The sequence below is a fragment of the Antarctobacter heliothermus genome, from assembly GCF_900188425.1.
In the GTDB taxonomy this organism is placed as follows: Bacteria; Pseudomonadota; Alphaproteobacteria; order Rhodobacterales; family Rhodobacteraceae; genus Antarctobacter; species Antarctobacter heliothermus.
Genome location: NZ_FZON01000036.1, coordinates 26530 through 51394 on the forward strand (window position 1 = coordinate 26530; position 24865 = coordinate 51394).

General features: G+C 64.0%; 21 protein-coding genes, 1 tRNA gene and 6 pseudogenes. 23 read left to right on the plus strand and 5 right to left on the minus strand.

Translation table 11 applies throughout. The features are described 5' to 3' along the window. The 7 genes from CHB90_RS16780 (at nucleotide 1) to CHB90_RS16810 (ending at nucleotide 7035) form a co-directional block, all read left to right on the plus strand. Complete coding sequence (locus CHB90_RS16780) at nucleotides 1–1497, plus strand: phage portal protein (RefSeq protein ID WP_089279018.1); 1497 nt, start codon at nucleotides 1–3, stop codon at nucleotides 1495–1497. Continuing rightward, nucleotides 1497–2852: a S49 family peptidase gene (locus CHB90_RS16785; protein WP_170941097.1), complete on the plus strand. Its 1356-nt coding sequence runs from the start codon at nucleotides 1497–1499 to the stop codon at nucleotides 2850–2852. The genes CHB90_RS16780 and CHB90_RS16785 overlap by 1 nt, the downstream gene beginning before the upstream one ends. A 54-nt stretch (nucleotides 2853–2906) precedes the next feature. Then, a complete protein-coding gene (locus CHB90_RS16790; protein ID WP_089279020.1) occupies nucleotides 2907–3287 on the plus strand; it encodes a head decoration protein in 381 nt (126 codons plus the stop codon). Between the two features lie 27 nt (nucleotides 3288–3314). Beyond that, nucleotides 3315–4337: a major capsid protein gene (locus CHB90_RS16795; RefSeq protein WP_089279021.1), complete on the plus strand. Its 1023-nt coding sequence runs from the start codon at nucleotides 3315–3317 to the stop codon at nucleotides 4335–4337. An 11-nt stretch (nucleotides 4338–4348) separates the two neighbouring features. Then, nucleotides 4349–4663, plus strand: a complete 315-nt coding sequence (locus CHB90_RS16800) for a head-tail joining protein (protein ID WP_089279022.1) — start codon at nucleotides 4349–4351, stop codon at nucleotides 4661–4663. After that, nucleotides 4660–5289 (plus strand): DUF6441 family protein, encoded by a 630-nt coding sequence (locus tag CHB90_RS16805; protein ID WP_089279023.1) that lies wholly within the window; start codon nucleotides 4660–4662, stop codon nucleotides 5287–5289. The genes CHB90_RS16800 and CHB90_RS16805 overlap by 4 nt, the downstream gene beginning before the upstream one ends. A 256-nt stretch (nucleotides 5290–5545) precedes the next feature. Further along, a protein-coding gene (locus CHB90_RS16810; RefSeq protein WP_089279024.1) for an IS3 family transposase occupies nucleotides 5546–7035 on the plus strand; the annotation gives its coding sequence in 2 pieces (ribosomal slippage) (nucleotides 5546–5972 and nucleotides 5972–7035; 1491 coding nt in all). Here the strand turns inward: CHB90_RS16810 and CHB90_RS16815 are convergent. Further along, entirely contained in the window at nucleotides 6998–9184 is a 2187-nt protein-coding gene (locus tag CHB90_RS16815) for a hypothetical protein (RefSeq protein WP_089279025.1), read from the minus strand. The two genes, CHB90_RS16810 and CHB90_RS16815, sit on opposite strands and share 38 nt — an antisense overlap. Nucleotides 9185–9196: 12 nt before the next feature. After that, nucleotides 9197–9271: transfer RNA gene (locus CHB90_RS16820), tRNA-Thr, on the minus strand. 280 nt (nucleotides 9272–9551) lie between these two features. Here CHB90_RS16820 and CHB90_RS16825 point away from each other — a divergent pair. Together CHB90_RS16825 and CHB90_RS27050 are read left to right on the plus strand one after the other, a co-directional pair. Continuing rightward, entirely contained in the window at nucleotides 9552–9974 is a 423-nt protein-coding gene (locus CHB90_RS16825) for an acyl-CoA transferase (RefSeq protein ID WP_089279026.1), read from the plus strand. A 24-nt stretch (nucleotides 9975–9998) separates the two neighbouring features. Then, nucleotides 9999–10220: pseudogene (locus CHB90_RS27050) on the plus strand (phage tail tube protein); the annotation flags it as partial. Between the two features lie 6 nt (nucleotides 10221–10226). Here the strand turns inward: CHB90_RS27050 and CHB90_RS16835 are convergent. After that, nucleotides 10227–11168, minus strand: coding sequence for an IS110 family RNA-guided transposase (locus CHB90_RS16835; RefSeq protein ID WP_089279027.1), 942 nt, complete (start codon nucleotides 11166–11168; stop codon nucleotides 10227–10229). A 204-nt stretch (nucleotides 11169–11372) separates the two neighbouring features. Between CHB90_RS16835 and CHB90_RS16840 the strand changes: the two are divergent. From CHB90_RS16840 to CHB90_RS27060, 14 genes and pseudogenes are all read left to right on the plus strand, one after another. Continuing rightward, a pseudogene (locus CHB90_RS16840) lies at nucleotides 11373–12092 on the plus strand (phage tail tube protein); the annotation flags it as partial. Further along, nucleotides 12092–12529 carry a hypothetical protein gene (locus tag CHB90_RS16845; protein ID WP_089279028.1) on the plus strand — a complete coding sequence of 146 codons (438 nt, stop codon included), beginning with the start codon at nucleotides 12092–12094 and terminating at the stop codon, nucleotides 12527–12529. The pseudogene CHB90_RS16840 and the gene CHB90_RS16845, both read left to right, overlap by 1 nt. A gap of 68 nt (nucleotides 12530–12597) precedes the next feature. Continuing rightward, nucleotides 12598–12759 carry a DUF7697 family protein gene (locus CHB90_RS26600; RefSeq protein WP_170941094.1) on the plus strand — a complete coding sequence of 54 codons (162 nt, stop codon included), beginning with the start codon at nucleotides 12598–12600 and terminating at the stop codon, nucleotides 12757–12759. Further along, the gene (locus CHB90_RS16850) at nucleotides 12752–15208 is read left to right on the plus strand and encodes a phage tail tape measure C-terminal domain-containing protein (protein WP_089279029.1); all 2457 of its coding nucleotides are present in this window, start codon (nucleotides 12752–12754) and stop codon (nucleotides 15206–15208) included. The genes CHB90_RS26600 and CHB90_RS16850 overlap by 8 nt, the downstream gene beginning before the upstream one ends. Nucleotides 15209–15269: 61 nt before the next feature. Next, nucleotides 15270–15896 carry a DUF2460 domain-containing protein gene (locus CHB90_RS16855; protein ID WP_089279030.1) on the plus strand — a complete coding sequence of 209 codons (627 nt, stop codon included), beginning with the start codon at nucleotides 15270–15272 and terminating at the stop codon, nucleotides 15894–15896. Next, complete coding sequence (locus CHB90_RS16860; RefSeq protein ID WP_089279031.1) at nucleotides 15893–16777, plus strand: DUF2163 domain-containing protein; 885 nt, start codon at nucleotides 15893–15895, stop codon at nucleotides 16775–16777. The genes CHB90_RS16855 and CHB90_RS16860 overlap by 4 nt, the downstream gene beginning before the upstream one ends. Beyond that, complete coding sequence (locus tag CHB90_RS16865) at nucleotides 16774–17235, plus strand: NlpC/P60 family protein (protein ID WP_089279032.1); 462 nt, start codon at nucleotides 16774–16776, stop codon at nucleotides 17233–17235. Before CHB90_RS16860 ends, CHB90_RS16865 begins: the two co-directional genes overlap by 4 nt. Nucleotides 17236–17245: 10 nt before the next feature. Then, nucleotides 17246–19174 (plus strand): annotated as a pseudogene (locus CHB90_RS27570) (baseplate multidomain protein megatron); the annotation flags it as partial. Between the two features lie 492 nt (nucleotides 19175–19666). Next, nucleotides 19667–21712: pseudogene (locus CHB90_RS27575) on the plus strand (phage tail protein); the annotation flags it as partial. Nucleotides 21713–21722: 10 nt separating this feature from the next. After that, nucleotides 21723–22475: a DUF2793 domain-containing protein gene (locus tag CHB90_RS16880; protein ID WP_089279033.1), complete on the plus strand. Its 753-nt coding sequence runs from the start codon at nucleotides 21723–21725 to the stop codon at nucleotides 22473–22475. Continuing rightward, nucleotides 22472–22783 (plus strand): hypothetical protein, encoded by a 312-nt coding sequence (locus tag CHB90_RS16885; RefSeq protein WP_089279034.1) that lies wholly within the window; start codon nucleotides 22472–22474, stop codon nucleotides 22781–22783. The genes CHB90_RS16880 and CHB90_RS16885 overlap by 4 nt, the downstream gene beginning before the upstream one ends. 183 nt (nucleotides 22784–22966) lie before the next feature. After that, the gene (locus CHB90_RS16890; RefSeq protein ID WP_089279035.1) at nucleotides 22967–23641 is read left to right on the plus strand and encodes a YcbK family protein; all 675 of its coding nucleotides are present in this window, start codon (nucleotides 22967–22969) and stop codon (nucleotides 23639–23641) included. Further along, nucleotides 23641–23892 carry a hypothetical protein gene (locus CHB90_RS16895; RefSeq protein ID WP_089279037.1) on the plus strand — a complete coding sequence of 84 codons (252 nt, stop codon included), beginning with the start codon at nucleotides 23641–23643 and terminating at the stop codon, nucleotides 23890–23892. The genes CHB90_RS16890 and CHB90_RS16895 overlap by 1 nt, the downstream gene beginning before the upstream one ends. Before the next feature lie 67 nt (nucleotides 23893–23959). After that, nucleotides 23960–24334, plus strand: a pseudogene (locus CHB90_RS27060) (IS5/IS1182 family transposase); the annotation flags it as partial. Between the two features lie 47 nt (nucleotides 24335–24381). Here CHB90_RS27060 and CHB90_RS27065 read toward each other — a convergent pair. After that, nucleotides 24382–24513: pseudogene (locus tag CHB90_RS27065) on the minus strand (IS110 family transposase); the annotation flags it as partial. A 31-nt stretch (nucleotides 24514–24544) separates the two neighbouring features. Then, the coding region (locus tag CHB90_RS16905; RefSeq protein ID WP_141135912.1) for a transposase domain-containing protein at nucleotides 24545–24865 on the minus strand (321 nt) is incomplete at its 5' end.

The following is a 24865-nucleotide window of genomic DNA, read 5'->3' on the forward strand; positions in this document are numbered from 1 at the left end:
ATGGCGTTTGAGGCCTTCCGACAACGCATCGGCAGCATCATCGGTGGGTTCGATGCCGCGCAAGCCCATCGTCGTCTGCGCGGGTTCCGCGCCAGCCGCGCACATGTGAACACGCTGATCGCGGCCTCGGGCGACACGATCACTGCCCGCGCCCGCTGGCTGGTGCGGAACAATGGCTATGCGGCGAACGCGGTTGAAAGCTTCGCCAGCAATGTGGTCGGCGATGGCATCAAGCCGTCGTCGACCATCACGGACGCCGCCAAGAAGGAAGAGTTGCAGGCGCTATGGCTCGCCTGGACCGATGATGCCGACGCCGAGGGTCTGACGGACTTCTATGGTTTGCAGCGCAGGGCCGCCCGCGAGGTGTTCCTGTCAGGCGAGGTGTTCATCCGCATCCGGCCGCGCCGGGCGGAAGATGGCCTGACCGTTCCCCTGCAATTGCAGATGCTGCCTGCCGAGATGCTGCCGCTCGACATGAACCGCACCTTGCCCGGCGCAGGGCTCATCCGGCAGGGCATCGAGTTTGATGGTATCGGACGCCGTGTCGCCTATCATTTTCTGCGTCGCCATCCCGGTGATCTGACCGATCCGGGCCTTGCAGGCGAAACGGTCCGCGTGCCCGCCGCAGATGTTATCCATGTGTTGGACCCGGTCGAAGCGGGCCAGCTGCGCGGCGTGTCGCGCTTTGCAGCCGCCATCGTCAAGCTGTTCACCTTGGACCTCTACGACGACGCCGAGCTGGAGCGAAAGAAGATCGCAGCGATGTTCGCGATGTTCATCACCTCGCCCGCCCCAGAAACCCCACTGGAACCGACCGAGGAGGATCTGGAGGTCGAACCCGGCCAGGTGGTGCGGCTCGATCCGGGCGAGGATGTGTCCACCCCGGCAACGCCAGACTCGGGCGGTACCTACGAGCCGTTCCAGTACCGCACCCTGCTGCAAATCGCGGCGGCGCTCGGTGTGCCCTACGGTTATCTGACCGGCGACACGGCGAAGGGCAACTTCTCCAATACCCGGATCAGCCTCATCGAATTCCGCCGCCGGATCTCCGCCTGGCAACATGGCGTGCTGGTCTATCAGCTCTGCCGCGCCGTCTGGGTGCGCTGGATGGATACGGCCGTGTTGTCAGGCGCGCTTGACTTGCCCGGCTACTACAGCCAGCGGCGGCAATATCAGGCCTGCGCATGGCTTCCGACCAAATGGGACTGGATCGACCCGATGAAGGACGCCTCGGCCGAGATCCTGCAGATCGAAGCGGGCCTGAAATCCCGCACCCAAGCGCTGGCTGAGCGGGGATACGACGCTGAACAGGTTGATCGTGAAATCGCTGCGGAGCGCAAACGGGAATTGGCGCTGGGCCTCGACTTTCGTCGTCCGGGATCCCCGGCGCAGGGGCCTGGCGAAGGCGGCAAGACGGATGAGGATCCCAACGCCGAAAAGGACGACGAGGCCGACGATAGCGGCGATGAAAAACCCGACCCCAAGGAGGGCGCATGATGCACCACGCGCAAATCGCCCAGCGCGCCTTCAACACGCCCTTGATGGTCGACCCGGCCAAGGCGCTGGCGTTCCTGTCCGGGTTGGGCCCGCGCATCACTGGGCAGGAAATCACCTTCCATGGCGTTGACGCGGACGTTTCCGATCAGACCGCAGTTGCTCTTCCAGCCCGGGCCTCGCTGTTCGGCAATGACCTCGCCCAGCGTCATCAGCGCAATGGCACACAGCCCTATGCGGTGGTCGATGGCATCGCAGTCATCGAAATCGCGGGCACACTGGTGCATCGCGGCGCGTGGATCGGGCAATCTTCCGGCCTGACGTCCTACGAGGGGATCGCCGCTCAGCTTCAGGCGGCCGTCGCAGATCCGGGCGTCCGTGGTATCGCTCTCGATATCGACAGCTTCGGCGGCGAAGTGGCGGGAGCCTTCGATCTGGCGGATCGCATTCGGGCGGCCCGGGCACAGAAACCCGTCCATGCCTTTGTCGCGGAACATGCCCTGTCGGCTGGCTATGTGCTGGCATCACAAGCCGACCGCATCATCCTGCCGCGCACGGGTGCGGTTGGCAGCATCGGTGTCGTGGTCCTGCACACCGACATGAGCGGTGCCCTCGACCAAAAGGGGATCGCCGTCACCCTGATCCATGCGGGATCACACAAGATCGACGCCAATCCCTACCAGCCGCTGCCCGAGGCGGTGCACGACCAGATGCAGCGCCAACTGGAGGTCGTGCGCTTTCTCTTTGCTGAAACCGTCGCTGCCGGTCGCGGGGATCGACTGACCCACGCGGCAGCGCTGGCCACAGAGGCCGCCGTGTTCCGCGGGGCCGATGCCATCGCGGCCGGTCTGGCCGATGAAATCGCAGATCCCATCACCGCCTTCCGCACCTTCGCCGCCGCACCCCGCGGCATCACGCCCCCCACCAGAAAGGGTCCACAGATGACTATCGCCGAAACCCCGAACCAGACCGAAACCGAGATGCCGACGACCACATCCGCGTCGCCGGAAGCAGCGGCCGCGCCTGTGCCGGAAGCAGCGGCCGCGCCTGTGCCGGATGCAGCCGCACCCGCCACCATCGCGCCCGACGCCCCGACACTGACCGCCGAGACCATCCGCGCAGAAGCCGCCGAAGTGGCGCAGGTCTGTGCGCAGGCAGCCCGGCTGGGTGTGAGCATCGATGCGGCAGACGCCGTCACGCGTGGCATCAAACCCGAGGCCCTGCGCGCCCGCGTGCTGGCCGACCTTGCTGCCCGCAGTGATGCCGCTGGCATCATCGCCACCGCCCCGGCCGCTGCTGCCAAAGACAGCCCGATCATCGCTGCCGCCAAGAAAACTGCGACCGACGCCAAGCGCTGAACCGGCGCCCGCTTCCTACACCTTCCCCATCCCCCAAACCATGGAGACTGACCAATGCCCGTCCTGACGCAACCGCCCAGCATGGGCGACGTCCTCAAATATGAGGTCAACCCAAACTACACCCGCGAAGTGATCATCCTGCTGCAAGGCATGCCCTATCCGGTCGGCTCAGTCCTCGGGAAAATCACCGCCAGCGGCAAATACAAGCTGGCCACCAGCGGCGGCAGCGATGGTGCGCAGACCGCGACGGCCGTGCTGCTTTATGCCGTGGATGCCACGCTGGCGGATGCCACCGGCATCGTTGTCGTGCGCGGCCCCTCAATCGTCTCGCGCGCAGGCCTCGCCTATGACGCCACTGTCGATGACGCCGCGAAAATCACCACCAAGATCGGCCAGTTGGCGACCGTCAGCATCATCGCTCGCGACGGCGTCTGATCCCCCTTCATTTCCCCGGAGCACCCCATGACCCTTGTCCGCAATCCCTTTGACGCTGGCGGCTATTCGCTGGCCGAGATGACGCAGGCCATCAACATCCTGCCCAACCTCTACACCCGCCTTGGCCAGATCGGCCTGTTCCGCTTCGAGGGCGTCAGCCAGCGGTCGGTGATCATCGAGCAATACGAGGGCGTGCTGAACCTGCTGCCCTCCGTCCCACTGGGAGGTCCTGCAACGGTCGGCACCCGCGAGGGGCGGTCGATGCGCAGTTTTGCGCTGCCGTGGATCCCGCATGATGACGTGATCCTGCCCGGCGATATTCAGGGGCAACCCGCGCTTGGCGTGTTTGACGGCGCTGATCCTCTGGTCGAAGTGATGAACCGCAAGCTGCAGCTGATGCGCCGCAAGCATGCCCAGACCCGCGAATATATGGAAATGAACGCCCTGCGGGGCATCGTGAAGGATGGCGCGGGCACCACCCTCTACAACTACTTCACCGAATTCGGCCTTGCGCAAATCTCGGTCGACTTCGTCCTCGGCACGGCTGGCACCAACGTCCAAGGCAAGGTCCGCGAGGTCTTGCGGGCGATGGAAGACAACCTCCTCGGCGAAAGCATGACGGACGTGCATGCCCTCGTCAGCCGCGAATTCTTCGACAAGCTAATCAGCCACCCCAAGACCGAGGAAGCCTACAAATTCTACGCCGCCACCGGCGCGCAGCCCCTGCGCCAGGATGTGCGGCGCAACTTCCCCTTCGCGGGTATCGTGTTCGAGGAATATTCCGGCACCGTCACCCTTTCGACCAAGGCCACCGAACGGCTGGTTCCCGCCAGCGAGGGCATCGCCTTTCCGCTCGGCACCATGGACACCTTCACCACCTATGGCGGCCCGGCCAACCTGCTGGAGGCGGCCAACACCATGGGCCTGCCACTCTACGCACGCCAGCATCTCGACGAGAAAGGCCGCTGGATCGACCTGATGACCGAGGCCTCGATCCTGCCGGTGAACAAACGGCCGCGCATCGCGATCCGCCTGCACACCTCGAACTGACGGTCGCCAGCATGTCGGTGTTCGAGACGGCGCTGGGCCGCATCTATTCCAACCCCTCCATGGCGGTGTCCGCGCTCTGGATCTCTGCAACCACCTCGCAGGAACGCACCATCCGCGTGATCCAGCGCGCCCCGGATCGCATCACCGAATTCGGGGCTGGGCGCTTTGTCAGCGACACCACGATGGTGGACGTGCGTGTCGGTGATCTGCCCAGTCCCCGCTCCGGAGATCTGATCGTGATCGGGGTGGATAGCTTCACCGTTCAGGGAGAGCCAGTGCGCGACCGAGAACGCCTGCTCTGGACGCTGGACCTGCGGCCAACATGAGGCTCCGGATCGACATTCGGCCTGACATCGCCGCCTTGATGCAGGCAGAAATTGCAGCTGGTGAAAAAGCGGTGTCGGCGGCGATGCGAGAGGCGGGCAGCTCTCTGAAATCTGACTGGCGGGCACAGATCACCGGCGCGGGTCTGGGGCGAAGACTGGCAAATTCGATCCGCAGTCAGACCTTTCCCAAAACCGGCGACAGCCTGAACGCGGCGGCGCTGGTCTGGTCCAAGGCCCCGGTGATCATCAACGCGCATGACACCGGCCCGCTGATCCGGTCCAAGAATGGCTTTTGGCTGGCAATCCCCACCCCCGCAGCCGGGAAGAGCACCAAAGGTGGCCGCATCACGCCCTTTGAGTGGGAACGTCGCACCGGCTTGCGCCTGCGGTTCATCTACCGCCGTCGCGGGCCAAGCCTGCTGGTCGCGGAGGGGAGATTGAATACCAAGGGTCGCGCGGTGGCGTCCAGATCAAAGACAGGACGCGGCGTGGCAACCGTGCCAATTTTCCTGCTGGTCCCGCAGGTCAAACTGCGCAAACGGCTGGATCTGGCCCGGGATGCAGAGCGCGCGGTGGACGGCGTGCCGGGGCTGATCGTGGCGAATTGGGTAGGGGCGAGGCGGTGACCAATTTTGCGGTTGATGGGACTTCGAAGATATTGCGGGAAAAGAGACGAACGGCTTGCTGCGGACCTTCGTCGACGGCGCAGCTAACGGCAGCAGTGAGCCCACTTTGACCGATGCTGCGATGCCAACGAATGTCAGCTTTTCCTGGCGCCGCTCCGAGCATAAACTTGGTCCGAAGTCATGGCCCTCCGTGCCAATAAGCGTGAGACATTTGACTGTCTGAAGTTTACACTTGAGGGCGAAGGAGACCGAACCCATGGTAATGCCTTCACAGATGCCGCTTTCAGCGGATGCCGGATCTGAGATTTCGCCTGCGATGCCACCCTCTCGTGTCGTGGCTGCGCCGAGTGTCCCGACGGCCGAGCTGACAGCCACCCCGAAGCGGCGCAGTTTCACTGCAAAATACAAGCTGCGCATTCTGAACGAAACGGACCGCGCGGCGGATACGGGTGGCGTTTCAGCCATTCTGCGGCGGGAGGGGCTGTACTCTTCGGCGCTGACCGACTGGCGGCGACAGCGCGCGGCAGGCACGTTGGGAGCCTTGCAACCCCGCCCGCGTGGCCCGGAAAAGGTACCTGTCAATTCCCTGCAAGCCGAGTTATCCAAAGCACACCGCGAGGTCTCCGCACTGCGTCGGCGCCTGGATCAGGCAGAGGCGATCATCGCAATCCAAAAAAAAGTTGCGGCACTTCTGGACGAGATGGAGCAGACGCCAGAGCGCAGCGGCAAATCATGATGGCCGCAGCAATTGCCTTGCCTGCGGGCAGCGGCCTTACGACGGCCGTTTGTGCTGCGCTGTCGGTATCTCGGGCAAGCGTTCTCAGGCATCGCGCGGCGCTTCTTGCCCCGCCTCGCACCCAAAAACCACGCCAGCCGTCCCCGCGGGCCTTGCCCGAAGTCGAGCGCGATCAGGTGCTTGCACATCTGCGCACACCCCGCTTCGCCGATCAGACACCCACTGAGGTCTTTGCCACCTTGCTGGACGAAGGCGTCTACCTCTGCTCGATCCGCACGATGTATCGGATCCTTTCCGCGCAGGGGGAAGTTGCCGAGCGCCGCCGACAGCGCCGCCACCCGGTCTATCAGAAGCCCGAACTGCTGGCCGAAGCCCCCAATCAGGTCTGGTCATGGGATATCACCAAGCTGATGGGGCCGGTGAAATGGTCCTACTTCTACCTCTATGTCATCCTCGACATCTTCAGCCGCCGCGTCGTTGGCTGGCGCATCGAGCACGCCGAAAGTGCAAACCAGTTCAAGACCCTGTTCATCGACGCGATGGACAAACATGCCGTGCCACCCAACCAGCTGACGTTGCACGCAGATCGCGGCGGACCAATGAAGGCAAAGGCCACGGCCCTGATGCTGACCGATCTCGGCGTGGTCAAATCTCACAGCCGACCACACACGTCGAACGATAACCCCTTCTCGGAAGCCCACTTCAAAACAATGAAGTATCAGCCAGAATTCCCGAAGCGGTTTGAAACCATCGACGAGGCCCGCGCTTTCTGCCGCATTTTCTTTGCCTGGTATAACCAAGACCATCATCATTCAGGGATTGGGCTTATGACACCTGACCAGATGCACTTCGGGCAGGCCGAGGAAATCTATGCCGCACGACAGGAAACCCTGGACGCCGCATTCCTCAGCACGCCCCAGCGCTTCGTCCACAAGCCGCCAAAACCACCTCAAATCCCGACCGCAGTTTGGATCAATCCACCAACCCATACGGAAGACGAACAAGTCTAAAGTCCAAACCACGCTGTCTCAAAGTCGTTGACACGTTCCGTGGGGCGAAAGGATGTATTCCTTGCACCCACCCCAAGAATACCTCGTCAGACGACGGTGTTTCGCCGGAAATAGCGCGACCCAAGCCAGCCAAAGCAGGCGCGAAGCGTGCTTGATACTCTGTGGATTGATTGCCCGCTGTCGATTCGATGCTCTCGAATGCGACACCCTGTTCCGCCGGGGTCAATTCGGACATGAACGCGATCATCTGGCGCCACGCATAGGCGGTGTTCTTCGTCATCTGCAATTTAGCGCGCCAATCGGTTAGTGGCGTCTGCTGGCGCCAGCAAATCCATTCAAAGCACCGAAGTGCCATGTCCTCAAATCTAAGGTCACTCAAATCAAGCACGGACAAAACCTGCGCCAGATTGTGGGTCGTGATGATTTGTTGCTGTTCAATGATCATCCCATTGGATGAAACCGACCAGTTGCGTGTTTTGCGCACGCCAGCACGCTCAGCACAGATTTCAGCAAGACGTAGGGTTCTTTTTTGATCAGGTAGGTCGTAGTAGCGCGCATAAAGAGTGCCTGCGTAGTAAGACAATCCAACATTCGCCGCCTTCGCGAATTGCTCTGAGAAAGCCCCCATGAAGATGTCAGCCGCGATCTCATTGGTGAACGGAATTTCCAAATCCGCCAATTTTGCGAGCATCGAAAACTCCTGAATCAGAGTGTTTGGGAAGATCAAGTGTGGGAAATGGGTCAAAGACAAGCGCACGAGTTCGGTCAGAGCTTGGAGAGGAATTTCCTTTGCATCGTGTTCGCCATCACGCCGCCGCAAGAGAGCCTGTGCCCATGGCAGTTCTTCAAGCCGTACCTGCGATTTCAAATTCAACAAAAGGAGGGACCGCCTGTTGCTGAACGCACGGTATAGGGTGCGGCAGACCTCTGCTTCGGCTTCCGTCGGAAGGCCTGACGCATAGATGCTGGATGTTATCTGCGGCAAAACCTTGGCCAGCACCTCTGATGCTCCGATCTGCCCGCCTTCAACAAGCTCGTCGATAGAAGCCATCCTAGCCGAATGAATTCCTCGCTCGAAACTTCGCGGAAGCTGGGCACCGGAAGGACCTCCGACGACTTCTTCGTCTGGTCCAATCGGGCCAGTGACGCTGCTTGGATCGGCAACGCCCATATCTAGTGGCAATTTGGCTAGGCGCGCTGCCACGATCTTTGCGACAGCATCGTGCCAGACTTTTACATCTTGCTCAGCTTGTGATTGGCGGTGTGCGCGCCGCTCTTCTGCTATGCCGTATTTCAACCGGTGCCGCTTAATGATCGTCTCAACATTGTCGTTGGGATCGCCGCCTCTCCGCAAGGCGAGCAGCGCGCGCCGAGCCCTTTGGAGCTGTCCGGTCGGCTTTTTCCAACGTTGCGCTGTTGGTGCGGTTAGGGCCTGATCGTAGTCGGCACACCAATCATCTACGCGGATTGTCCAACCTTCTGATTCGTGCTCCGCCAGCAGATCGATTAGGCGGTCGTAAAGCGGAATCCATCTCGTCAGGGTGTTGTGTTGGACGACGATCTGTTCACGCGGAACCTTGCCGCTCAACTGATCGCGAATTTCTTGAACGCTCCGTACAAACGCGCCGTCCGTTTTTCGTGCTGCGCAGGGCGCCGGATAAAATCTCAATCGATCAAAAAAAGGGGTGATCTCGGCTAGGATTTCCTCCGCAGCATCGGGATCATGTTCCAACAACAGACAGACTGTAAGCAGCGCCGTTTCTTCGGGCGTCTGGGCCGCGAACTCAGCAGCCGCCGCTTGCTGGCTCAGCTTTTTGAGGCCTTCGTCGGTCAGATGCCAGTTGTTGAGCGCGAGGCGCGCGCGTGAAACATCGGATGTTTGTAGGCCCAACTCTTCCGCCTTAGCAACTTCGTGGGGTCTTAGTTTCCCGCCCGCCGCGAAAGCAGTGGTTGCAAATCCACCTCGAACCACCTCGGGCGTCGCCCATTTCGGCATGCCCGCAACCGGTGTCCGACTGCCAACGGTGAGATCGCCTGCCTTCATCGCGGCAAGAACATCGCGCCATTGTCTGATCTTCTTACTGCTTTCAGCGCTTAGGGCTTTGGCAAGATTAAGAAAAGCGTATTTCTCGCCAGGTTGCTCGGCCATAGTTGCCTCTGTTGGGTCCGAGGGCGGGACTTGCACCCGCGCTCCCCGGGTTACGAGCCCGGTGCTTTGCTACTAAGCTACCTCGGAACAAAGCTATAATTGGCATATGTTTATACTGTGCACTAAACGTCCGGTGCGTCCAAGTCAAAACTCAAATGGAAACTGCAAGCTGATTTCTTTGTGTGTCACCAAAGCTGACATCCACTTTGAGAAATCCAACGGCGGTTTTGTCCGCATCTTACCAGTTCGCGACTCGCGCGGCGGAGGGCAGCTTTAGCCCATGGCGTCGAACGATGCGTTCGAGCTTTTCCGTTCTGAATTTGTCTCCAAACTGCTGCCGCGTTGAAGAAAAACAGACTGAGCCAAAATGCCCACCACCCGCGAAACCGTCCTCGCCGCGCTGCATGCGCGACTGCAACCGCTTGCCGCTCTTGTTTTGCGCGATGAGGTTCTGCCCGAGCGGATCCCGGCCGATGGGCTGATCATTTTGCGCGACGGCGAGCCGGGGGAGCCGGAGGTGACGCTGTCGCCGCTGCGCTACCACTATCAGCACCGCGCCGAGCTGGAGGTTGTCGTCCAGGTTGGGACCAGCCGGGCGAGCGCCTTCGACGCCCTGATTGCCGCCATCGGGCAAGTTCTGGAGGCCGACCGCACGCTTGGCGGCCTCTGCGACTGGGTCGAACCCGAAGCCCCGGCCTCGGTCGATCTGCCCATCGAGGGCGCGGCGGCGCTGAAGGCTGCGGTGATCACGCTCAACTTGCACTACACCACAACCGGCCCGCTGGCCTGACACCCCAACATTCAGGAGAACGACATGGCACGTGCGCAAGGCGCGCGGGCGCAGATGGCGCTTGCGTTTGAGACGGTTTACGGCACCCCGCCGGTCAGTGGGTTCACCAAAATGCCCTTCGCCAGCACCTCGCTGGGATCGGAGCAACCGCTTCTGAACAGTGAATTGCTGGGTTACGGCCGCGATCCGCTGGCCCCTATCAAGGATGCGGTGACGGCAGACGGCGACGTTGTCGTGCCGATTGAGTATCCGTCATGCGCAAGCGGGTCTTTTGGCCCAAAGACGGTCGGCTTTGATGAGTGCGTTCGCGATCTCGATAAGCTTGCGCATGAGTGCCACCAGAGCGACTTTCGCGGGTTTTCCAGCATCACGCAGTTGCTGATATTTGGCCTTGAGATCCGGATTGAACCGCATGGCGACAAGAGCCGGCATGTAAAGCGCATCCCGGAGCGGTTTGCGCCCGCCGCTGATAAAGGACTTACCCTTCCATTGGCCTGACTCCCGTGTGTGCGGAACCAGTCCGGCCAAGCTCCCAGCCTGCTTTCGTCCCAGAGTGCCGATTTCGGGCATGAAGGTCAAAATGGCGGCAGCGGCAATTGGGCCGATACCCGGGATCGATCCCAGAATGTAGCGCTTCCGTGCGGCCGATTTATCTTCGGAAATGCGGCGCGCGATCTCGGCGTCGAGCTCTACGAGTTGGCGCTCTACCAAGGCCAGGCGGGTCTTGCTCTGACGCTTCAGAAGGGTGTCTGTCAGGATCAATCGGCGATTGCGCAAGCGCCCGCGTTCCTTGATCAACGCTACTCGTGCCGTCTGCAAATCACGGAGATCGCGCAGATTTTCCGAAATGGGCTCGTCGGGTTCCAGGCCCAACGCGACCCCCATACGCGCCAGACACTGGGCGTCCACCGCATCCGTTTTGGCATGTGTGCCAAGGGCCTGCGCAAAGCGACGCGCCTGCAACGGATTGACCTTCACTAGAGGCAGCTTGCCTGAGAGAGCGGTTTCGAGCCGCCGATGATAAGGCCCCGTCGCCTCGTACACGATGCGCGTCACCTCGAAAGAATTCAGCCATTTCTGGAGGGCGCGCAAACCCTTCGCCGAATTCTCGAACCGCCGCGCATCATCTGCCTCCAGATGAAATGCATCGAGGTGGGATTTGGAAATGTCGATCCCGATGTTATGCTCCGTCATCTTCGCCTTGTCCTATCCTTGTCATGCGTGATCCGAACACGCGTATCCGTTCAGGCCCTGAGGTGAAGACGGCGGTCGACCTTACTCAATATCGGTCCTGCAAGACCCTTGCTGACACGATCCAACCGCCGCCATGGCCCGCCATAAATGGCGTGGCGGGCCATGGCTCCCGATTACCCCGAGAACCAAGGAAAATCATAAGACAATGCTGAGGCTTTCGGGTTTTGGCTGAAGGCGGCCTTTGGCGATCCGACCACGTCCGGCACCGGCCCTTGGACCCATGAATTTCAGTCCGGATCCTGGACGCTGCCATCGATGTCGATCGAAACCGGTATGCCCGAGGTGCCGCGCTTTGCGATGTATTCCGGCTGCGTGCTGGATCAGCTGTCATGGCAGATACAGCGCTCGGGCCTGCTGACCGCCACCGCGCGGCTGGTGGCGCAGGGCGAGGCCATCGCCACAACAACCGGCGCGGGCACGCCTGCTGATCTGGCCCTGAAACGCTTCGGTCATTTCAACGGCGCGATCAGCCGCAATGGCTCTGCGCTGGGCAATGTGGTGTCAGCAGAAATCACCTATGCCAACACTCTCGACCGGATCGAGACCATCCGCAGCGACGGCAAGATCGACGGGGCCGACCCGTCCATCGCAGCCCTCACCGGCCGGATCGAGGTCCGCTTCGCCGACAGCACGCTCGTCAGCCAGGCGATCAATGGCGATCCCTGCGAGATCAGCTTCGCCTATGTGCTGCCGTCCGGCGAAAGCTTTACCTTCACCGTCCACGCCGTCTACCTACCGCGCCCCCGGATCGAGATTTCCGGGCCGCAGGGTGTGCAGGCGACGTTCGACTGGCAAGCCGCCAAAGCTGCCAGCCCCGCCCGCATGTGCACCGCAACCCTGATCAACGATATCGAGGCCTACTGATGATCCGACTGAACCTGACCGCCGCCCCTGAATGGCTGGAGCTTGCCCCCGGCCTGCGCCTGCTGGTCGCGCCGCTGACCACCGCCCTGATGGTCTCGGCCCGCGCCGATGCCGCCCTTGAGGCCTTGCCCGAAGAGGCCAGCCAGGAAGAGCTGGCGCTGGTCATGGCCAAGTCCGTGGCCCGTCGCGCCGTTCTGGATTGGGAGGGCGTCGGCGATGACGCGGGCAATCTCATCCCCGTTTCGCCCGAGGGCATCGACGCGCTGCTGGAAATCTGGCCGGTCTTTGAGGCCTTCCAGACCCAATACGTCGCGCGTGGTCTGCTGCTGGATCAGGAAAAAAACGCCTCCGCGCCCTCGCCGAATGGTCCTTCGGCGGCGGCGACCGGTACTGCGAAGCTTGCGAAGGGCGCTGTGCCGACTGCCCAGCCAGACTGAACCGGCCCCAAACACAGGACGGCTGGCAGGTCTGGGATCTGGTCGGTCGCCTTGGCGGGCAGCTGCGCGTGACCCAAGGCGCTGTGCTGGGCTGGGACTTGGGCGCGGCCCTCGCTCTGGCCCACGCCCTCGGCATCGACACCCTGATCGCCGCCGAACTGCTGCCCGAGATCGAGGCGGTCATGGCCCGCAAGCTGAATGAACAGATGGAAGGAGGCCGCGATGGCTGAAAAACGGGTCAGTGTCCGCCTCGTGGCGGAAGGCGGCCGTCAGGTGCGGGCCGAGTTGGAAGGCGTCGGTGAGGCTGGGGCGCGCGGTTTCGGGCGTCTGTCGCGCGAGATGGATCTGGCGAATGCGCGCGTCGCGGCCTTCGCCCGTCGCGCCACGCTGGCGGCCGCAGCGGCAACTGCTGCACTGGCCGCTGCCGGGGCTGCGATGATCCGCTCTGGCCTGCAGACGGTGGATGCGCAGGCCAAGCTGGCGGCCTCGCTCGGCACCACCGTCGCCAGCATTCAGGTGCTGGAGCGCGCGGGCGATCTGGCGGGCGTCTCGATGGGTCAGGTCGAACAGGCCACGGTGCAGCTGACGCGGCGGTTGAGCCAGGCGGCGGCGGGGACCGGGCCCGCCGTGGACGCCCTGCGCCGCCTGCACCTCACGGCCGAAGACCTGCAGCGCCTGCCGCTCGACCAGCGCATTGCGGCCATTCAGGAGGCGCTGGGCCAGTTTGTCCCCGAGGCCGAGCGCGCGGCGGTGGCTTCGCAGCTGTTTGGCGACCGCGCTGCACTGGTGTTCACCCGGATCGACACAGCCACCTTGCGGCAGGCAACAGCGGATGTGCTGGATTTCGGGGTGGTGGTATCCGATCAGGACGCGGCGCAGATTGAGCGCACGAACGATGCGATCTCGCGACTGGGGCTGATCTGGCGCGGGGTCTCGAACCAACTCGCGGTTGCAGCGGCCCCGGCGCTCGAGGCCGTGGCCAATGCGCTGGCCAGCGTCGCGCGCACGACCGGGCCGGTGGGCATCGCGATCAAAGTGCTCTTCGACAACATCGGACGACTGACCAGCTATGCCGCCACATTCGCAGGCCTCATGGCCGGGCGCTGGGTGGCCGGGCTGGCGGCGGCGGCCCTGTCCGTTCGTGGCCTCGCCACAGCGCTGGTCATCCTGCGCGGCGCGCTGATCCGCACCGGCATCGGCGCGCTGATCGTCGGTGCGGGCGAGTTGGTCTATCAATTCTCGCAGCTGGTGACCAAGGTCGGCGGCGTCGGTGAGGCGTTTCGCCTGCTGGGGGATCTCGCAAAGGAGGTCTGGTCGCGCATGGGGCTGGCGCTGGATAGCGCGTTCTCCAATATGGCGGCCGGTTGGGAGGGGCTGAAGGCGTCCGGACTATCGGCGCTCGAGGGCACCATCGCAGGCGTTGTCAGCTTCGGCGACCGGACGGCGGCGATTTTCCAGGGGGCCTATGATGCAGCGGTGGCGATCTGGGGCAGTCTGCCGGGGGCCATCGGCGACTTTGCGTTTCAGGCGGCAAACGGCCTGATCTCTGGCGTCGAGGCCATGCTGAACGGCGTGGCCATGCGCATCAACATGTTCATCACCGGCCTCAATGCCGCGCTGGACCTGCTGCCCGCCTGGGCCGTTGGCGAAGACGGCATCCGGATCGGCATGCTCGACCCGGTGGACCTTAGGCGGATTGAAAACCCTTTCGAAGGGGCGGCCACGACCGCCGGAACTGCGGCCGCAGATGCCTTTTCGGCCGCCCTGTCGCGCAGCTATCTGGAACCGCCCGACATTGGCCTTGGCGCAATGGCCGAGGATGCCCGCACCCGCGCCGATGGATACCGCGAGGCCGCTGGCATGCTCGCCGATGCCGCAGGCCGCCCGCTGGCCAGTTGGCAGGCGCTGCGCGACGCGGTGTCTGGCAGCGGGACGGAGGCTGAGGCCGCACTTGCCGGTGCCGCTTCTGCCGCCACCGCGCTGGGCGAGGACCTGGACGACACGACCACTGCAGCAAACGGCGCAGGCGGGGCTGCCCGCAATGCCGGTGCAACGGTTGCTGCCAGTGCCGAACAGGCAGCAACAGGCTGGGCAGCCATCACCGCGTCGCTCGCCGACTACGCCGCCAAGGCCAGCGATATTGGAGGCGATATCGGCCAGACATTGGTCGGGGCCTTCCAGAGTGCCGAGAATGCCGTGGCCACCTTCGTCAAAACCGGCAAGCTCGATTTCCGCGACCTCGTCACCTCGATGATCGCCGATCTGGCCAAGCTGGCAGCGCGCAAGTTTATCCTCGGCCCGATTGCGAACGCGCTCGGTGGGGTGCTTGGCGGCGCAGGTGGCGCTGGCGGACTCTTTGCCAACATCCTGCACGCAGGCGGCGTTGTCGGATCGCCGGGCCCGGGCCGCATGGTCCCGGCCATGGCCTTCGCAGGCGCGCCACGTATGCATGCGGGCGGTTGGGCCGGGCTGAAGCCGGACGAGGTTCCGGCGATCCTGCAACGCGGGGAACGGGTGCTGTCGCGTCGGGAGGCAGCGGGATACGGCCATGGGCAGTCCTCCACGCCCAACGTCAACGTCACCATCATGTCCCGCGACGCCGAAAGCTTCCGGCAATCGCGCACGCAGATCGCGGCCGACATCGCCCGCGCCGTCTCGCTCGGGCGCAGGGGCATGTGAGTGCGACCCCGCAAGTGGGATCCGGTTGCGGGGTCCAGAGCATGAAAAACGGAGAATATTGATGGCGTTTCATGAGGTGCGTTTTCCCGACAACATCAGTCGCGGTGCGCGCGGCGGGCCGGAACGGCGCACGCAGATCGTCGAACTGGCCTCGGGAGAAGAAGAGCGCAACGCCAGTTGGGCAAACAGCCGGCGTCGCTATGATGTCGCCTATGGCATCCGCCGCACCGACGATCTGGCCGCCGTGGTCGCCTTCTTCGAGGCCCGCAACGGCCGCCTGCACGGCTTTCGCTACAAGGACTGGGCCGACTACAAATCGAGCCTGCCGTCACAGACGATCACCGCGACCGACCAGCCCATTGGAACCGGCAACGGGGCCGTCACCACCTTCGCGCTGCTGAAGCGCTACACCTCCGGTGCCCAAAGCTGGACCCGCGCCATCGCAAAGCCGGTCGCGGGCAGCGTCCGCCTCGCCCTGAACGGCGTCGAACAGATGTCGGGCTGGAGCATCGACACCACCACAGGCCGCGTCAGTTTTGCGGCTGCGCCCGGAGCAGGCGTGGCCATCACGGCAGGCTTCGAATTCGACGTGCCGGTGCGTTTCGACAGCGACACGCTCGACGTGACCCTCGACTTTGAACGGCTGGGGTCGATCACCTCCATCCCCCTTTTGGAGATCCGCAGATGAAAGCCATCTCCCCTGCGCTGCAATCCCATCTGGACGAGGGCACAACGACGCTGTCCTGGTGCTGGCGGATCAGCCGTGCCGACGGTGTGGCGCTGGGCTTCACCGATCATGATCGCCCACTTGCCTTCGATGGCACCACGTTTGAACCCGAGAGCGGATTTGCGGCATCAGAGATCCGCGCTGGCTCCGATCTGGCTGTTGATGCGCAGGACGCGACCGGCGTGCTGACCTCGGATCGGATCACGGAAACCGACATCCTCGACGGGCGTTGGGACAATGCGGCGGTGGAGCTCTGGCGGGTGAACTGGGCTGACACCGGCCAGCGCGTCTTGCTGCGCCGGGGGGCTGTGGGACAAATCCGGCGTGGTCGGATGGCGTTTGTCGCCGAGGTCCGCTCGCTGGCGCATGTGCTGGGCCAGACCGTGGGGCGGACGTTTCAGGCGGGGTGTGATGCTGCGCTTGGCGATGCCCGCTGTGGCATCGATCTGGAAAACGCGATCTACAAGGGCGCGGGCGTGGTCGCCAACCTGTTGCGCGACCGGGCCTTCATGGCTTCTGGATTGTCCAGTTTTGACGCGGGCTGGTTCACCTCTGGCACACTCACCTGGACCAGCGGGGCCAATGCCGGGCGCATGACTGAAGTGTTGGCGCACGGGCTGGATGGCAGCATCACCACCCTGACCCTGCTGGAAGCACCAGTGCGATCTATCGCGGGCGGTGATGCGTTCACCATCCGTGCTGGCTGCGACAAACGCATCGAGACCTGCAGCGCGAAGTTCGCGAACACCGCAAACTTCCGGGGGTTCCCGAGCATCCCCGGCCAGGATGCGGTGTTGCGCTATGCCAGCCAGGATGGCAGCCATGAGGGGAATGTGCTGTGAGCCATTTTCCCTCTGTAGCCGATCCCGCTTTGGTCATTGCCACTGCCCGCAGCTGGCTCGGAACGCCTTACCATGATCAGGCCAGCCTGCGCGGGGTCGGCTGCGATTGCCTTGGCCTGGCGAGGGGTGTCTGGCGCGAGGTGGTGGGCGATGAGCTTTTCCCGATCCCACCCTACAGCCGCGATTGGGGCGAGACTGGTCCTCGCGAAGTTCTGGCGGACGGTGCGCGAACGATGATGCCGGAGATCACGGTTGCTGACGCCAAACCCGGAGCGCTGGTCCTGTTCCGCATCGGTCTGAGCACTGCTCCGACGCGCGCCATTGCCAAACATGTCGGGATCCTGACCGCGCCCGACCACTTCATTCATGCCTATGAACGGCTGGGTGTCATTGAAGAAACCCTCACCCCATCCTGGCGGCGGCGCATCGCCTTTGCCTTCCTGTTTCCCAAAAGCTGAGATTTCGCACATGGCAACATTGGTTCTCGGCGCTGTCGGCTCCGCGATTGGCGGCAGCATTGGCGGGTCCATCCTTGGCTTTTCGGCTGCGGCCATTGGCGGCTTCGTCGGCTCGACCATCGGCTCGGTTGTCGACAATTGGATCGTGTCATCGCTGGCCCCGGCCCAGCGGATCGAAGGCGCGCGGTTGGACAGCTTGCGCATCACGTCCTCGACCGAAGGGGCGGTGATCCCGCGCCTGTTCGGCCGGATGCGGATTGGCGGCAATATCATCTGGGCCACTGACTTCCGGGAGGAGGTCAACACGACCCGTCAGGGCGGCGGCAAAGGGGGCGCGCCCAAGGTCACCACCACCGAATATCTCTATTATGCCTCCTTCGCCGTTGCGCTGTGTGAGGGCGAGATCACCGGGATCGGCCGGGTCTGGGCCGATGGCAAGCCGATGGACCTCTCCGGCGTCACCTGGCGGTGGTATCCGGGCGATGAGGCGCAGACCCCCGATCCATTCATTGCTGCCAAAATGTGTGCTGCCAACACCCCGGCCTATCGCGGCACCGCCTATGTGGTCTTTGAAGAGCTGGACCTCAGCACCTTCGGCAATCGCCTGCCGCAGATCAGCTTTGAGGTGTTTCGCCCACTGGCCGATCCGGATACGGCCGAAGGGCTGGTGAAAGCGGTAACGATGATCCCGGCCTCGGGCGAGTTCAGCTATGCGACGGCCCCGGTCAAGAAGACCAGCGGCGCAGGCAGTGCGATCGTGGCGGAGAACCTGAATGCGATCACTGATACCGCCGACATCGTGGTGGCGCTCGACCGGCTGCCGGCGATGGCCCCGGCGGTGGAATCGGTGTCGCTGGTGGTGGCATGGTTCGGCGATGATCTGCGTGCGGGGAACTGCAAACTGCGCCCCGGTGTGGAGGTGGCGGCCAAGACCACGACGCCGTCGTCCTGGTCGGTGAACGGTGTCGGACGCGCAGATGCCTTTATGGTCAGCCAAGACGCTGAGGACCGTCCGGTCTATGGCGGTACGCCTGCCGATTTCGCAGTCGTCCAAGCCATCCAGGAGATGAAGGCGCGGGGCCTGCGCGTGACGCTCTATACGTTCATCTTGATGGATGTCCCGCCCGGCAACACGCTGCCAAACCCCTACAGTGACAACGCAGCCGATGCGGGACAGCCCGCGTTCCCTTGGCGGGGTCGGATCACCTGTTCCCCGGCGGCAGGGTATGCAGGATCGGTGGACAAAACCGCTGCGGCGGCCACGCAGGTCGCAGCGCTGTTTGGCGCGGCCACGCCCGCGAACTTCAATGTTTCGGGTGAGAGCATCAACTGGACTGGACCCTCCAGCGACTGGGGCCTGCGCCGGATGATCCTGCACTATGCGCATCTGTGCAAAGCCGCCGGGGGCGTCGATGCCTTCCTGATCGGGTCTGAGATGCCCGGTCTGACCACCATCCGTTCGGGCGCGGCCACATATCCTGCGGTCACTGCTTTCAAAGCTCTCGCCGCCGATGTCCGTGCGATCCTCGGGGCGGGCACCAAGATCGGCTATGCGGCCGACTGGTCGGAATACTTCGGCCACCAGCCGGGCGATGGCAGTGGTGATGTGTATTTCCACCTCGACCCGCTCTGGTCAGACGCGAACATAGATTTCATCGGCATCGACACCTACATGCCGCTGTCGGATTGGCGCGATGGCTTTGAGCATGCTGATGGTGCATTGGCCCCGGCGATCTACGACCGCGCCTATTTGCAATCCAACATTGCGGGCGGCGAGGGCTTTGACTGGTTCTACGCCAGCGCCGCAGACCGAACCGCGCAGGTCCGCACGCCGATCACCGATGACACTTTTGGCGCGCCGTGGGTGTTTCGCTATAAGGCTCTGCGCGATTGGTGGGACCGGCCGCACTACGACCGGCCCGGCGGCGTCCTGGTGGGGCTGATCCCGGACGGGCACCGGCCAAACCTCTGGGCCAGCGGCGGCTTCGCCACGTTGACGCCCGAGCCACAGACATACCTTGGCGGGCTTTTCGGCGACGCCGTTCGCGTCACTGACACGACGGGCCATTTTCTCTCCATGGCGCGATCGGCGGGCACCGCGCTCATTGCCGGAGAGACCTGTGACGTGAGCCTGCTCTATCAGGCGGGCAGCGCCACATCCCTGCGGCTCACCCTCGATATCCGCGACGCGGACGGCCTCTACTGGGCCTACGTCTTCGGCGCGCCGGGTGCATTGGCCGTGTTGCTCTCGGGCGGCCATGCGTTTGGCCCGATCGAGAATATCGATCACGGGGACGGCGTCTTTGAGGCGCGGTTCACCTTCACACCCGCCAAAAATGATCCCGTCTCCAAATGGGGATTCGGACCGGGCAACAACATTCCGGGCCGGGACGTGGTCCTCATCGCGATCCGTTTGACCTCACGGATCCGCTCGGGCACGGCATGGGGGCCGCAGTCCAAGCCGATCTGGTTCACGGAACTCGGCTGCCCGGCCATCGACCGGGGCACGAACCAGCCGAACGTGTTTTTCGACCCGAAGTCGTCCGAGAGCGCCACGCCCTACTTTTCGCGAGGCTGGCGCGACGATGCCATCCAGCGGGCCTATCTGGAGGCGACGTATCTCTGGTGGGGTGAGGCCGCGAACAATCCGGTCTCGTCCGTCTATAGCGCCCCGATGGTGCATGTTCCCGAATGCGCGGCTTGGACATGGGACGCGCGGCCGCATCCGTTCTTTCCCGCGCTGACCGACGTCTGGACGGACGGCGCGCACTGGCGGCTCGGCCATTGGCTAACCGGGCGGCTGGGGGCCGTATCGCTGGCGGCATTGGTGCGCCACCTCTGCCTGCGGGCGGGAATGCCGGAGGCGCAGATCGACGTCTCCGGCCTCTGGGGCGCGGTCGAGGGCTATGTGATCTCGGCTCTGGAGGCCCCGCGTGCGTCGATTTCCACCCTCGCGCGCCACTTCGGCTTTGATGCGGTCGAAAGCGAGGGCCGCATCCGCTTTCTGATGCGTGGCCGGATCGCCAGCGCGACGATTGCACATGACGACCTGGTAGCTGCCCGCGCGGGCGACCTACTGGAGCTCACCCGCGCGCAGGAAACCGAACTGCCGCAGGCGCTCAAATGGCAGATCGCCCGCGCCGACGAGGACTATGACGCAGCGCAGGTCGAGGCGCGGCGGATCACCGTCGACACCACCCGCATCGCGTCCGAATCCTTCCCGCTGGCCGTGCCGCCAGAGGAGGCCGAACGCCGCTGCCGCCGCGCGCTGATGGAGGCTTGGGTGGGCCGCGAAAGTGCGGTGTTCCGCCTGCCGCCGTCCCGTCTGGCACTGGACCCCTGCGACGTGATCCTGCTTGATCACGATGGCCGCCTGACGGAACTGCGCCTCGTGTCCATCGCCGACTCGGACCTGCGCAGCGTGGACGCCGTGCGTCAGGATCGCGCGGTCTATGACCTGCCGCCCGGCGAACCCCGCCCGGCCACGCTGTCGACGCCGACGGTCTTTGGCACGCCCGACATCATCCTGCTGGACCTGCCGCAGCTGCGCGAGGATCAGCCTGTACATCGCCCTCTGGTTGCGGCCCATGCCAAGCCATGGCCGGGAGAAATCGCGGTCTACCGCAGTGCTGCGACCGATGGGTTTGAGGTGCTGACCACCTTTGGCTCGCGAGTGCGCATGGGGGTGCTGGTGGCCGACTTCTTTGCGGGGCCTGTGTCCCGCTTCGATCTCGGCAATGCGCTGGTCGTCGATCTCTATTCCGGCACGCTGGAAAGCGTCACGGATATCGCCCTGCTGGGTGGGGCGAACGCGCTGGCTGTCGAGAGCGCCCCCGGCACTTGGGAGATCGTGCAGGCGGGCGTGGCAGAACTGATCGCGCCCGGACAATACCGCCTGACCCGATTGCTGCGCGGCCAGCGTGGAACCGAAGAGGCGATGGTCAGCATGGTGCCGATTGGCGCGCGGGTGGTGGTGCTGGATGCGACTTTGGCATCGTTGCCGATTTCCGAAGCTGACCTTGGGCTGCCGTGGAATTGGCGCATCGGCCCGGCCTCTCGCTCGGTCAGCGACGAGACCTATGTGGCGCAAGCCTTCACCCCCGAAGGCGCCGGGCTGCGGCCGTTCTCGGTGGCCCATGTGGAACAGCCTTGGCGCAAGCCACGCTCAACCGGCGAATTGGCGCATCTGACGATCCGCTGGACGCGCCGATCCCGCGCTCTCTCCGCCGACAGCTGGGGCGCGATGGAGGTGTCCGTGGCTGAGGACAGTGAAGCCTACGAGGTCGAGATCCTCGATGGCGCTGCGATCAAGAGAGTGCTGAGCGCGACCACGACCAGTGCAGTTTATTCCGTCGCCCATCAGAGCGCTGATTGGGGCGCGCCGCTCGGCCCCGGCGACACGCTCGCCATCCGCATCTACCAGCTCTCCGCCCGGATCGGGCGGGGGGCCGCCAAAACCGTCACACTGACATTCTGAAGGCAACACCATGTCCGACACCACGACCAACCTGCTGCTCCCTTACATCCTCGCAGCGCAGGCCCAGAAGCATGTCACCCACAACGAGGCCCTGCGCATCCTTGACGGGCTTGTCCAGCTTTCTGTCCTCGACCGCGATCTGACCGCGCCGCCCGGTTCTCCAAATGATGGCGACCGCTACATCGTCGGCTCGGGCGCAACAGGCGACTGGGCGGGATGGGACGAAGATGTGGCACTGTTCACGGATGGGACCTGGCTGCGCCTGCCGCCGCGCGCAGGCTGGCTCGTCTGGGTGCAGGATGAAGCCCGGGCTCTTGTCTGGATCAGCGCCGTCTGGACGCCGCTGGACGTGGCCATGGGGCTGCTGTCACAGGCCGCCAGCGTGGATGTCGCCCGGGGCGCATTGGGCAGCACCACCGGAATAGCCGTGCTGGAGCAGACCCTCGCAGGCCTCACTGGCCTCGCCGGGCCCACGGTGACCTCTGACATCGAGATCCCTGACCGGGCCATTGTGCTCGGTGTCTCGACGCGGACCGCGACCACAATCACGGGTGCCACCTCATATGATTGCGGGATTGCGGGCGAGACCAGCAAGTTTGGCGGCGCGCTCGGCATCGCTGCGGGAAGCACCAACATCGGCGTGATCGGCCCGCAGGCATTTTATGCCGACACGCCCATCCAGCTCACCGCCCGGGGGGGCAGTTTTACAGGCGGCGCGGTGCGCATTGCCATCCATTATCTGACATTGGGAGCGCCCACATGAACGATCACGCCTCCAGCCTGCTGGCCGAGATCGGTCAGGCGTTGCGCGATCACGGACTGACGGCCGCCATCACCGCCCTGATCGGCGGGACCATTGCCCTGCTTGCCGCCGTCACGCGCCGCGCCTTCACCAATGACGCGATGCTGGCACGGCTCGACCGAGAGCTGCTGGCCGAGCGCGACCGCGTCGATCGCCAGCGCGCCGAGGACCGAAAGGGCGACGCAGACCGGCTGGAGCGCATCGAGGCCGACATCCGCGCCATGCGGGATCTGATGTTCGAGGCGTACCAGCGCGGGCACACCGACTGACCAAGACCCAATCACGACCCTGCCGACCCACCCAACCCGCCACCAACCCGCCCCCGACAGGCAATGCCTGCCGGATTCTAAAGTCTGCGTGGCCTTGCCACCCGGCGGGCAATGCCCGCCAGACTCTAAAGTCTGCGTGGCTTTGCCACGCGGGGGCGGGTTTTGCATTTCTGGAGACCCACCATGCCAACCACAACCTACGCCCATTTCCGCGACGTGCCTGACTCCACCTGGCGCTGGCCCAGCTTTTCCCCGGCCGAGATCGCCTGCCGCGGCACCGGCGCGATCAGGATCAACACCGAGGCCATGGACAAGCTGCAATCCCTGCGCAACCACCTCGGCAAGCCGCTGATCGTGCGCTCCGGCTATCGCAGCCCCAGCCACAACCGCGCCGTCGGTGGGGCACCGGCCTCCAAGCACATGCTGGGCACGGCATTCGACATCGCCATGTCGAACCACGACCCCGCAGCTTTCATGGTGGCCGCCCGCGCCGTCGGCTTCCTCGGCTTTGGCACCTATCCCCGCTCGGGCTTCATGCACATCGACCTCGGCCCCGCGCGCAGCTGGGGCGAGCCGTTTCCCGCACGTCCCACGCCCTTCGCGCTAGAAACCCCACCCGCCCGCGAAGTGCTGGCCGACAGCCGCACCCTGAAGGGCAGCGGGGCCGCAGGCATCGCCACAGTCGGTGCCGCCGGTATCGAGGTCGCGCAGGACGTCCTCGCCGAAACCCAATCCGCCATCCTGCCGCTGCTGCCCTACCTCGACACCCTGCGTTGGGTCTTCATCGCCCTGGCGCTGACCGGCATAGCCGTCGCCATCCACGCCCGGATCGACGACTGGAAGCGGGGCCAGCGATGATGGGCTGGATCACCGCGAACCTCACCAGCGGCCTGGCGCGCAAAGCGCGGCACCTCCTGCTGGCCGCCCTCACCATCGCTCTGTTCCTTTTGAACCTCCGCCGCACGGGCGAACGCGCCGGGCGGCTGGCAGAGCGCCTTTCAACATCGGAGAGAGCCCATGAAATCCAACGCCAGATGCTGGACGCCGCCAGCCGCCGCCCCGCTGATCGGGATTCTCTGGCTCAGCGCCTGCGCGACAGGCGGTTCTGATCGAACGGGACAGGTCTGCCCGCCGGTGGTCGACTACAGCGCGGCCGAACTGGCCCGCGCGACCTCAGAGGTGGAGGCGCAGCCAGACGGCGCAATGATCGTCCGGATGCTCCTGGAAGCCGCGTTCGCCACCGTGCTGGAGCGCGCCGAGCGCATCCTTGAGCAACAGAAAGACGACAAGGTGAAACTCTATGCGTTCCACGCGCCGGAGGTGGAATGCATCGGCAAGGGCAAGGCCCGCACCCGCTACGAGTTCGGCTGCAAGACATCCATCGCCACGACCAATGAGCGCTGCAAAGGTGGCCAGTTCGTCCTCGGAGCCATTGCGCTGCCTGGCAATCCCTATGACGGTCACAGCCTCGCCGGACAGATCGACCAGGTGGTCCGCCTGACCGGAACATCCGTCGCACGCGCCTATGTCGATCGCGGCTACTGCGGCCACAAGATCGACCGTGACGGCCTCGATATCACCATCTCTCACACACGAGGGATCTTGGAGAAGAAAGGCAACAACTGCACCCGTCTCAAAGGTCGGTTGAAGGCGACGTCTTCGTCTTCTGTAATGCCGTGAACTTGAAAAACGTTCTTGGCCAGGTCCAGGCCGATTGTGGTAACTTGCATTGTATGCGTCCGGCCACGCAGCGCTTGACGCCTATTTCGGCGTCCAGTTCCATGGCGCGAGTTCGCCGATGCGGTTGATCTTGTGATCGGCGATCCGTTCGAGAACCCAGGTGAGCCAGGCTTCGGGATTAACGCTGTTCATGCGGGCGGTTTCGATGAGTGTGTAGGCGACAGCCGCGGCCTTGCCGCCACCTTCCGAACCCATGAACAGGTAGTTTTTCCTGCCGAGAGTCAGGGGCCTGATTGACCGCTCGCAGATGTTGTTGTCCAGTTCCAGAAGCCCGTTATCGAGGTATGGACGCGCCTTGGGCATGCGGCCGAGCGCGTAGCGGATCGCCTCGGCCAGCTTGGT

Excerpts from the sequence above, each read along its gene's own strand:
- CHB90_RS16780 (WP_089279018.1), top strand. The coding sequence starts at position 1 with ATGGCGTTTGAGGCCTTCCGACAACGCATCGGCAGCATCATCGGTGGG.
- CHB90_RS16785 (WP_170941097.1), top strand. The coding sequence starts at position 1,497 with ATGCACCACGCGCAAATCGCCCAGCGCGCCTTCAACACGCCCTTGATG.
- CHB90_RS16790 (WP_089279020.1), top strand. The coding sequence starts at position 2,907 with ATGCCCGTCCTGACGCAACCGCCCAGCATGGGCGACGTCCTCAAATAT.
- CHB90_RS16795 (WP_089279021.1), top strand. The coding sequence starts at position 3,315 with ATGACCCTTGTCCGCAATCCCTTTGACGCTGGCGGCTATTCGCTGGCC.
- CHB90_RS16800 (WP_089279022.1), top strand. The coding sequence starts at position 4,349 with ATGTCGGTGTTCGAGACGGCGCTGGGCCGCATCTATTCCAACCCCTCC.
- CHB90_RS16805 (WP_089279023.1), top strand. The coding sequence starts at position 4,660 with ATGAGGCTCCGGATCGACATTCGGCCTGACATCGCCGCCTTGATGCAG.
- CHB90_RS16815 (WP_089279025.1), bottom strand. The coding sequence starts at position 9,184 with ATGGCCGAGCAACCTGGCGAGAAATACGCTTTTCTTAATCTTGCCAAA.
- CHB90_RS16825 (WP_089279026.1), top strand. The coding sequence starts at position 9,552 with ATGCCCACCACCCGCGAAACCGTCCTCGCCGCGCTGCATGCGCGACTG.
- CHB90_RS16835 (WP_089279027.1), bottom strand. The coding sequence starts at position 11,168 with ATGACGGAGCATAACATCGGGATCGACATTTCCAAATCCCACCTCGAT.
- CHB90_RS16845 (WP_089279028.1), top strand. The coding sequence starts at position 12,092 with ATGATCCGACTGAACCTGACCGCCGCCCCTGAATGGCTGGAGCTTGCC.
- CHB90_RS16850 (WP_089279029.1), top strand. The coding sequence starts at position 12,752 with ATGGCTGAAAAACGGGTCAGTGTCCGCCTCGTGGCGGAAGGCGGCCGT.
- CHB90_RS16855 (WP_089279030.1), top strand. The coding sequence starts at position 15,270 with ATGGCGTTTCATGAGGTGCGTTTTCCCGACAACATCAGTCGCGGTGCG.
- CHB90_RS16860 (WP_089279031.1), top strand. The coding sequence starts at position 15,893 with ATGAAAGCCATCTCCCCTGCGCTGCAATCCCATCTGGACGAGGGCACA.
- CHB90_RS16880 (WP_089279033.1), top strand. The coding sequence starts at position 21,723 with ATGTCCGACACCACGACCAACCTGCTGCTCCCTTACATCCTCGCAGCG.
- CHB90_RS16885 (WP_089279034.1), top strand. The coding sequence starts at position 22,472 with ATGAACGATCACGCCTCCAGCCTGCTGGCCGAGATCGGTCAGGCGTTG.
- CHB90_RS16890 (WP_089279035.1), top strand. The coding sequence starts at position 22,967 with ATGCCAACCACAACCTACGCCCATTTCCGCGACGTGCCTGACTCCACC.
- CHB90_RS16895 (WP_089279037.1), top strand. The coding sequence starts at position 23,641 with ATGGGCTGGATCACCGCGAACCTCACCAGCGGCCTGGCGCGCAAAGCG.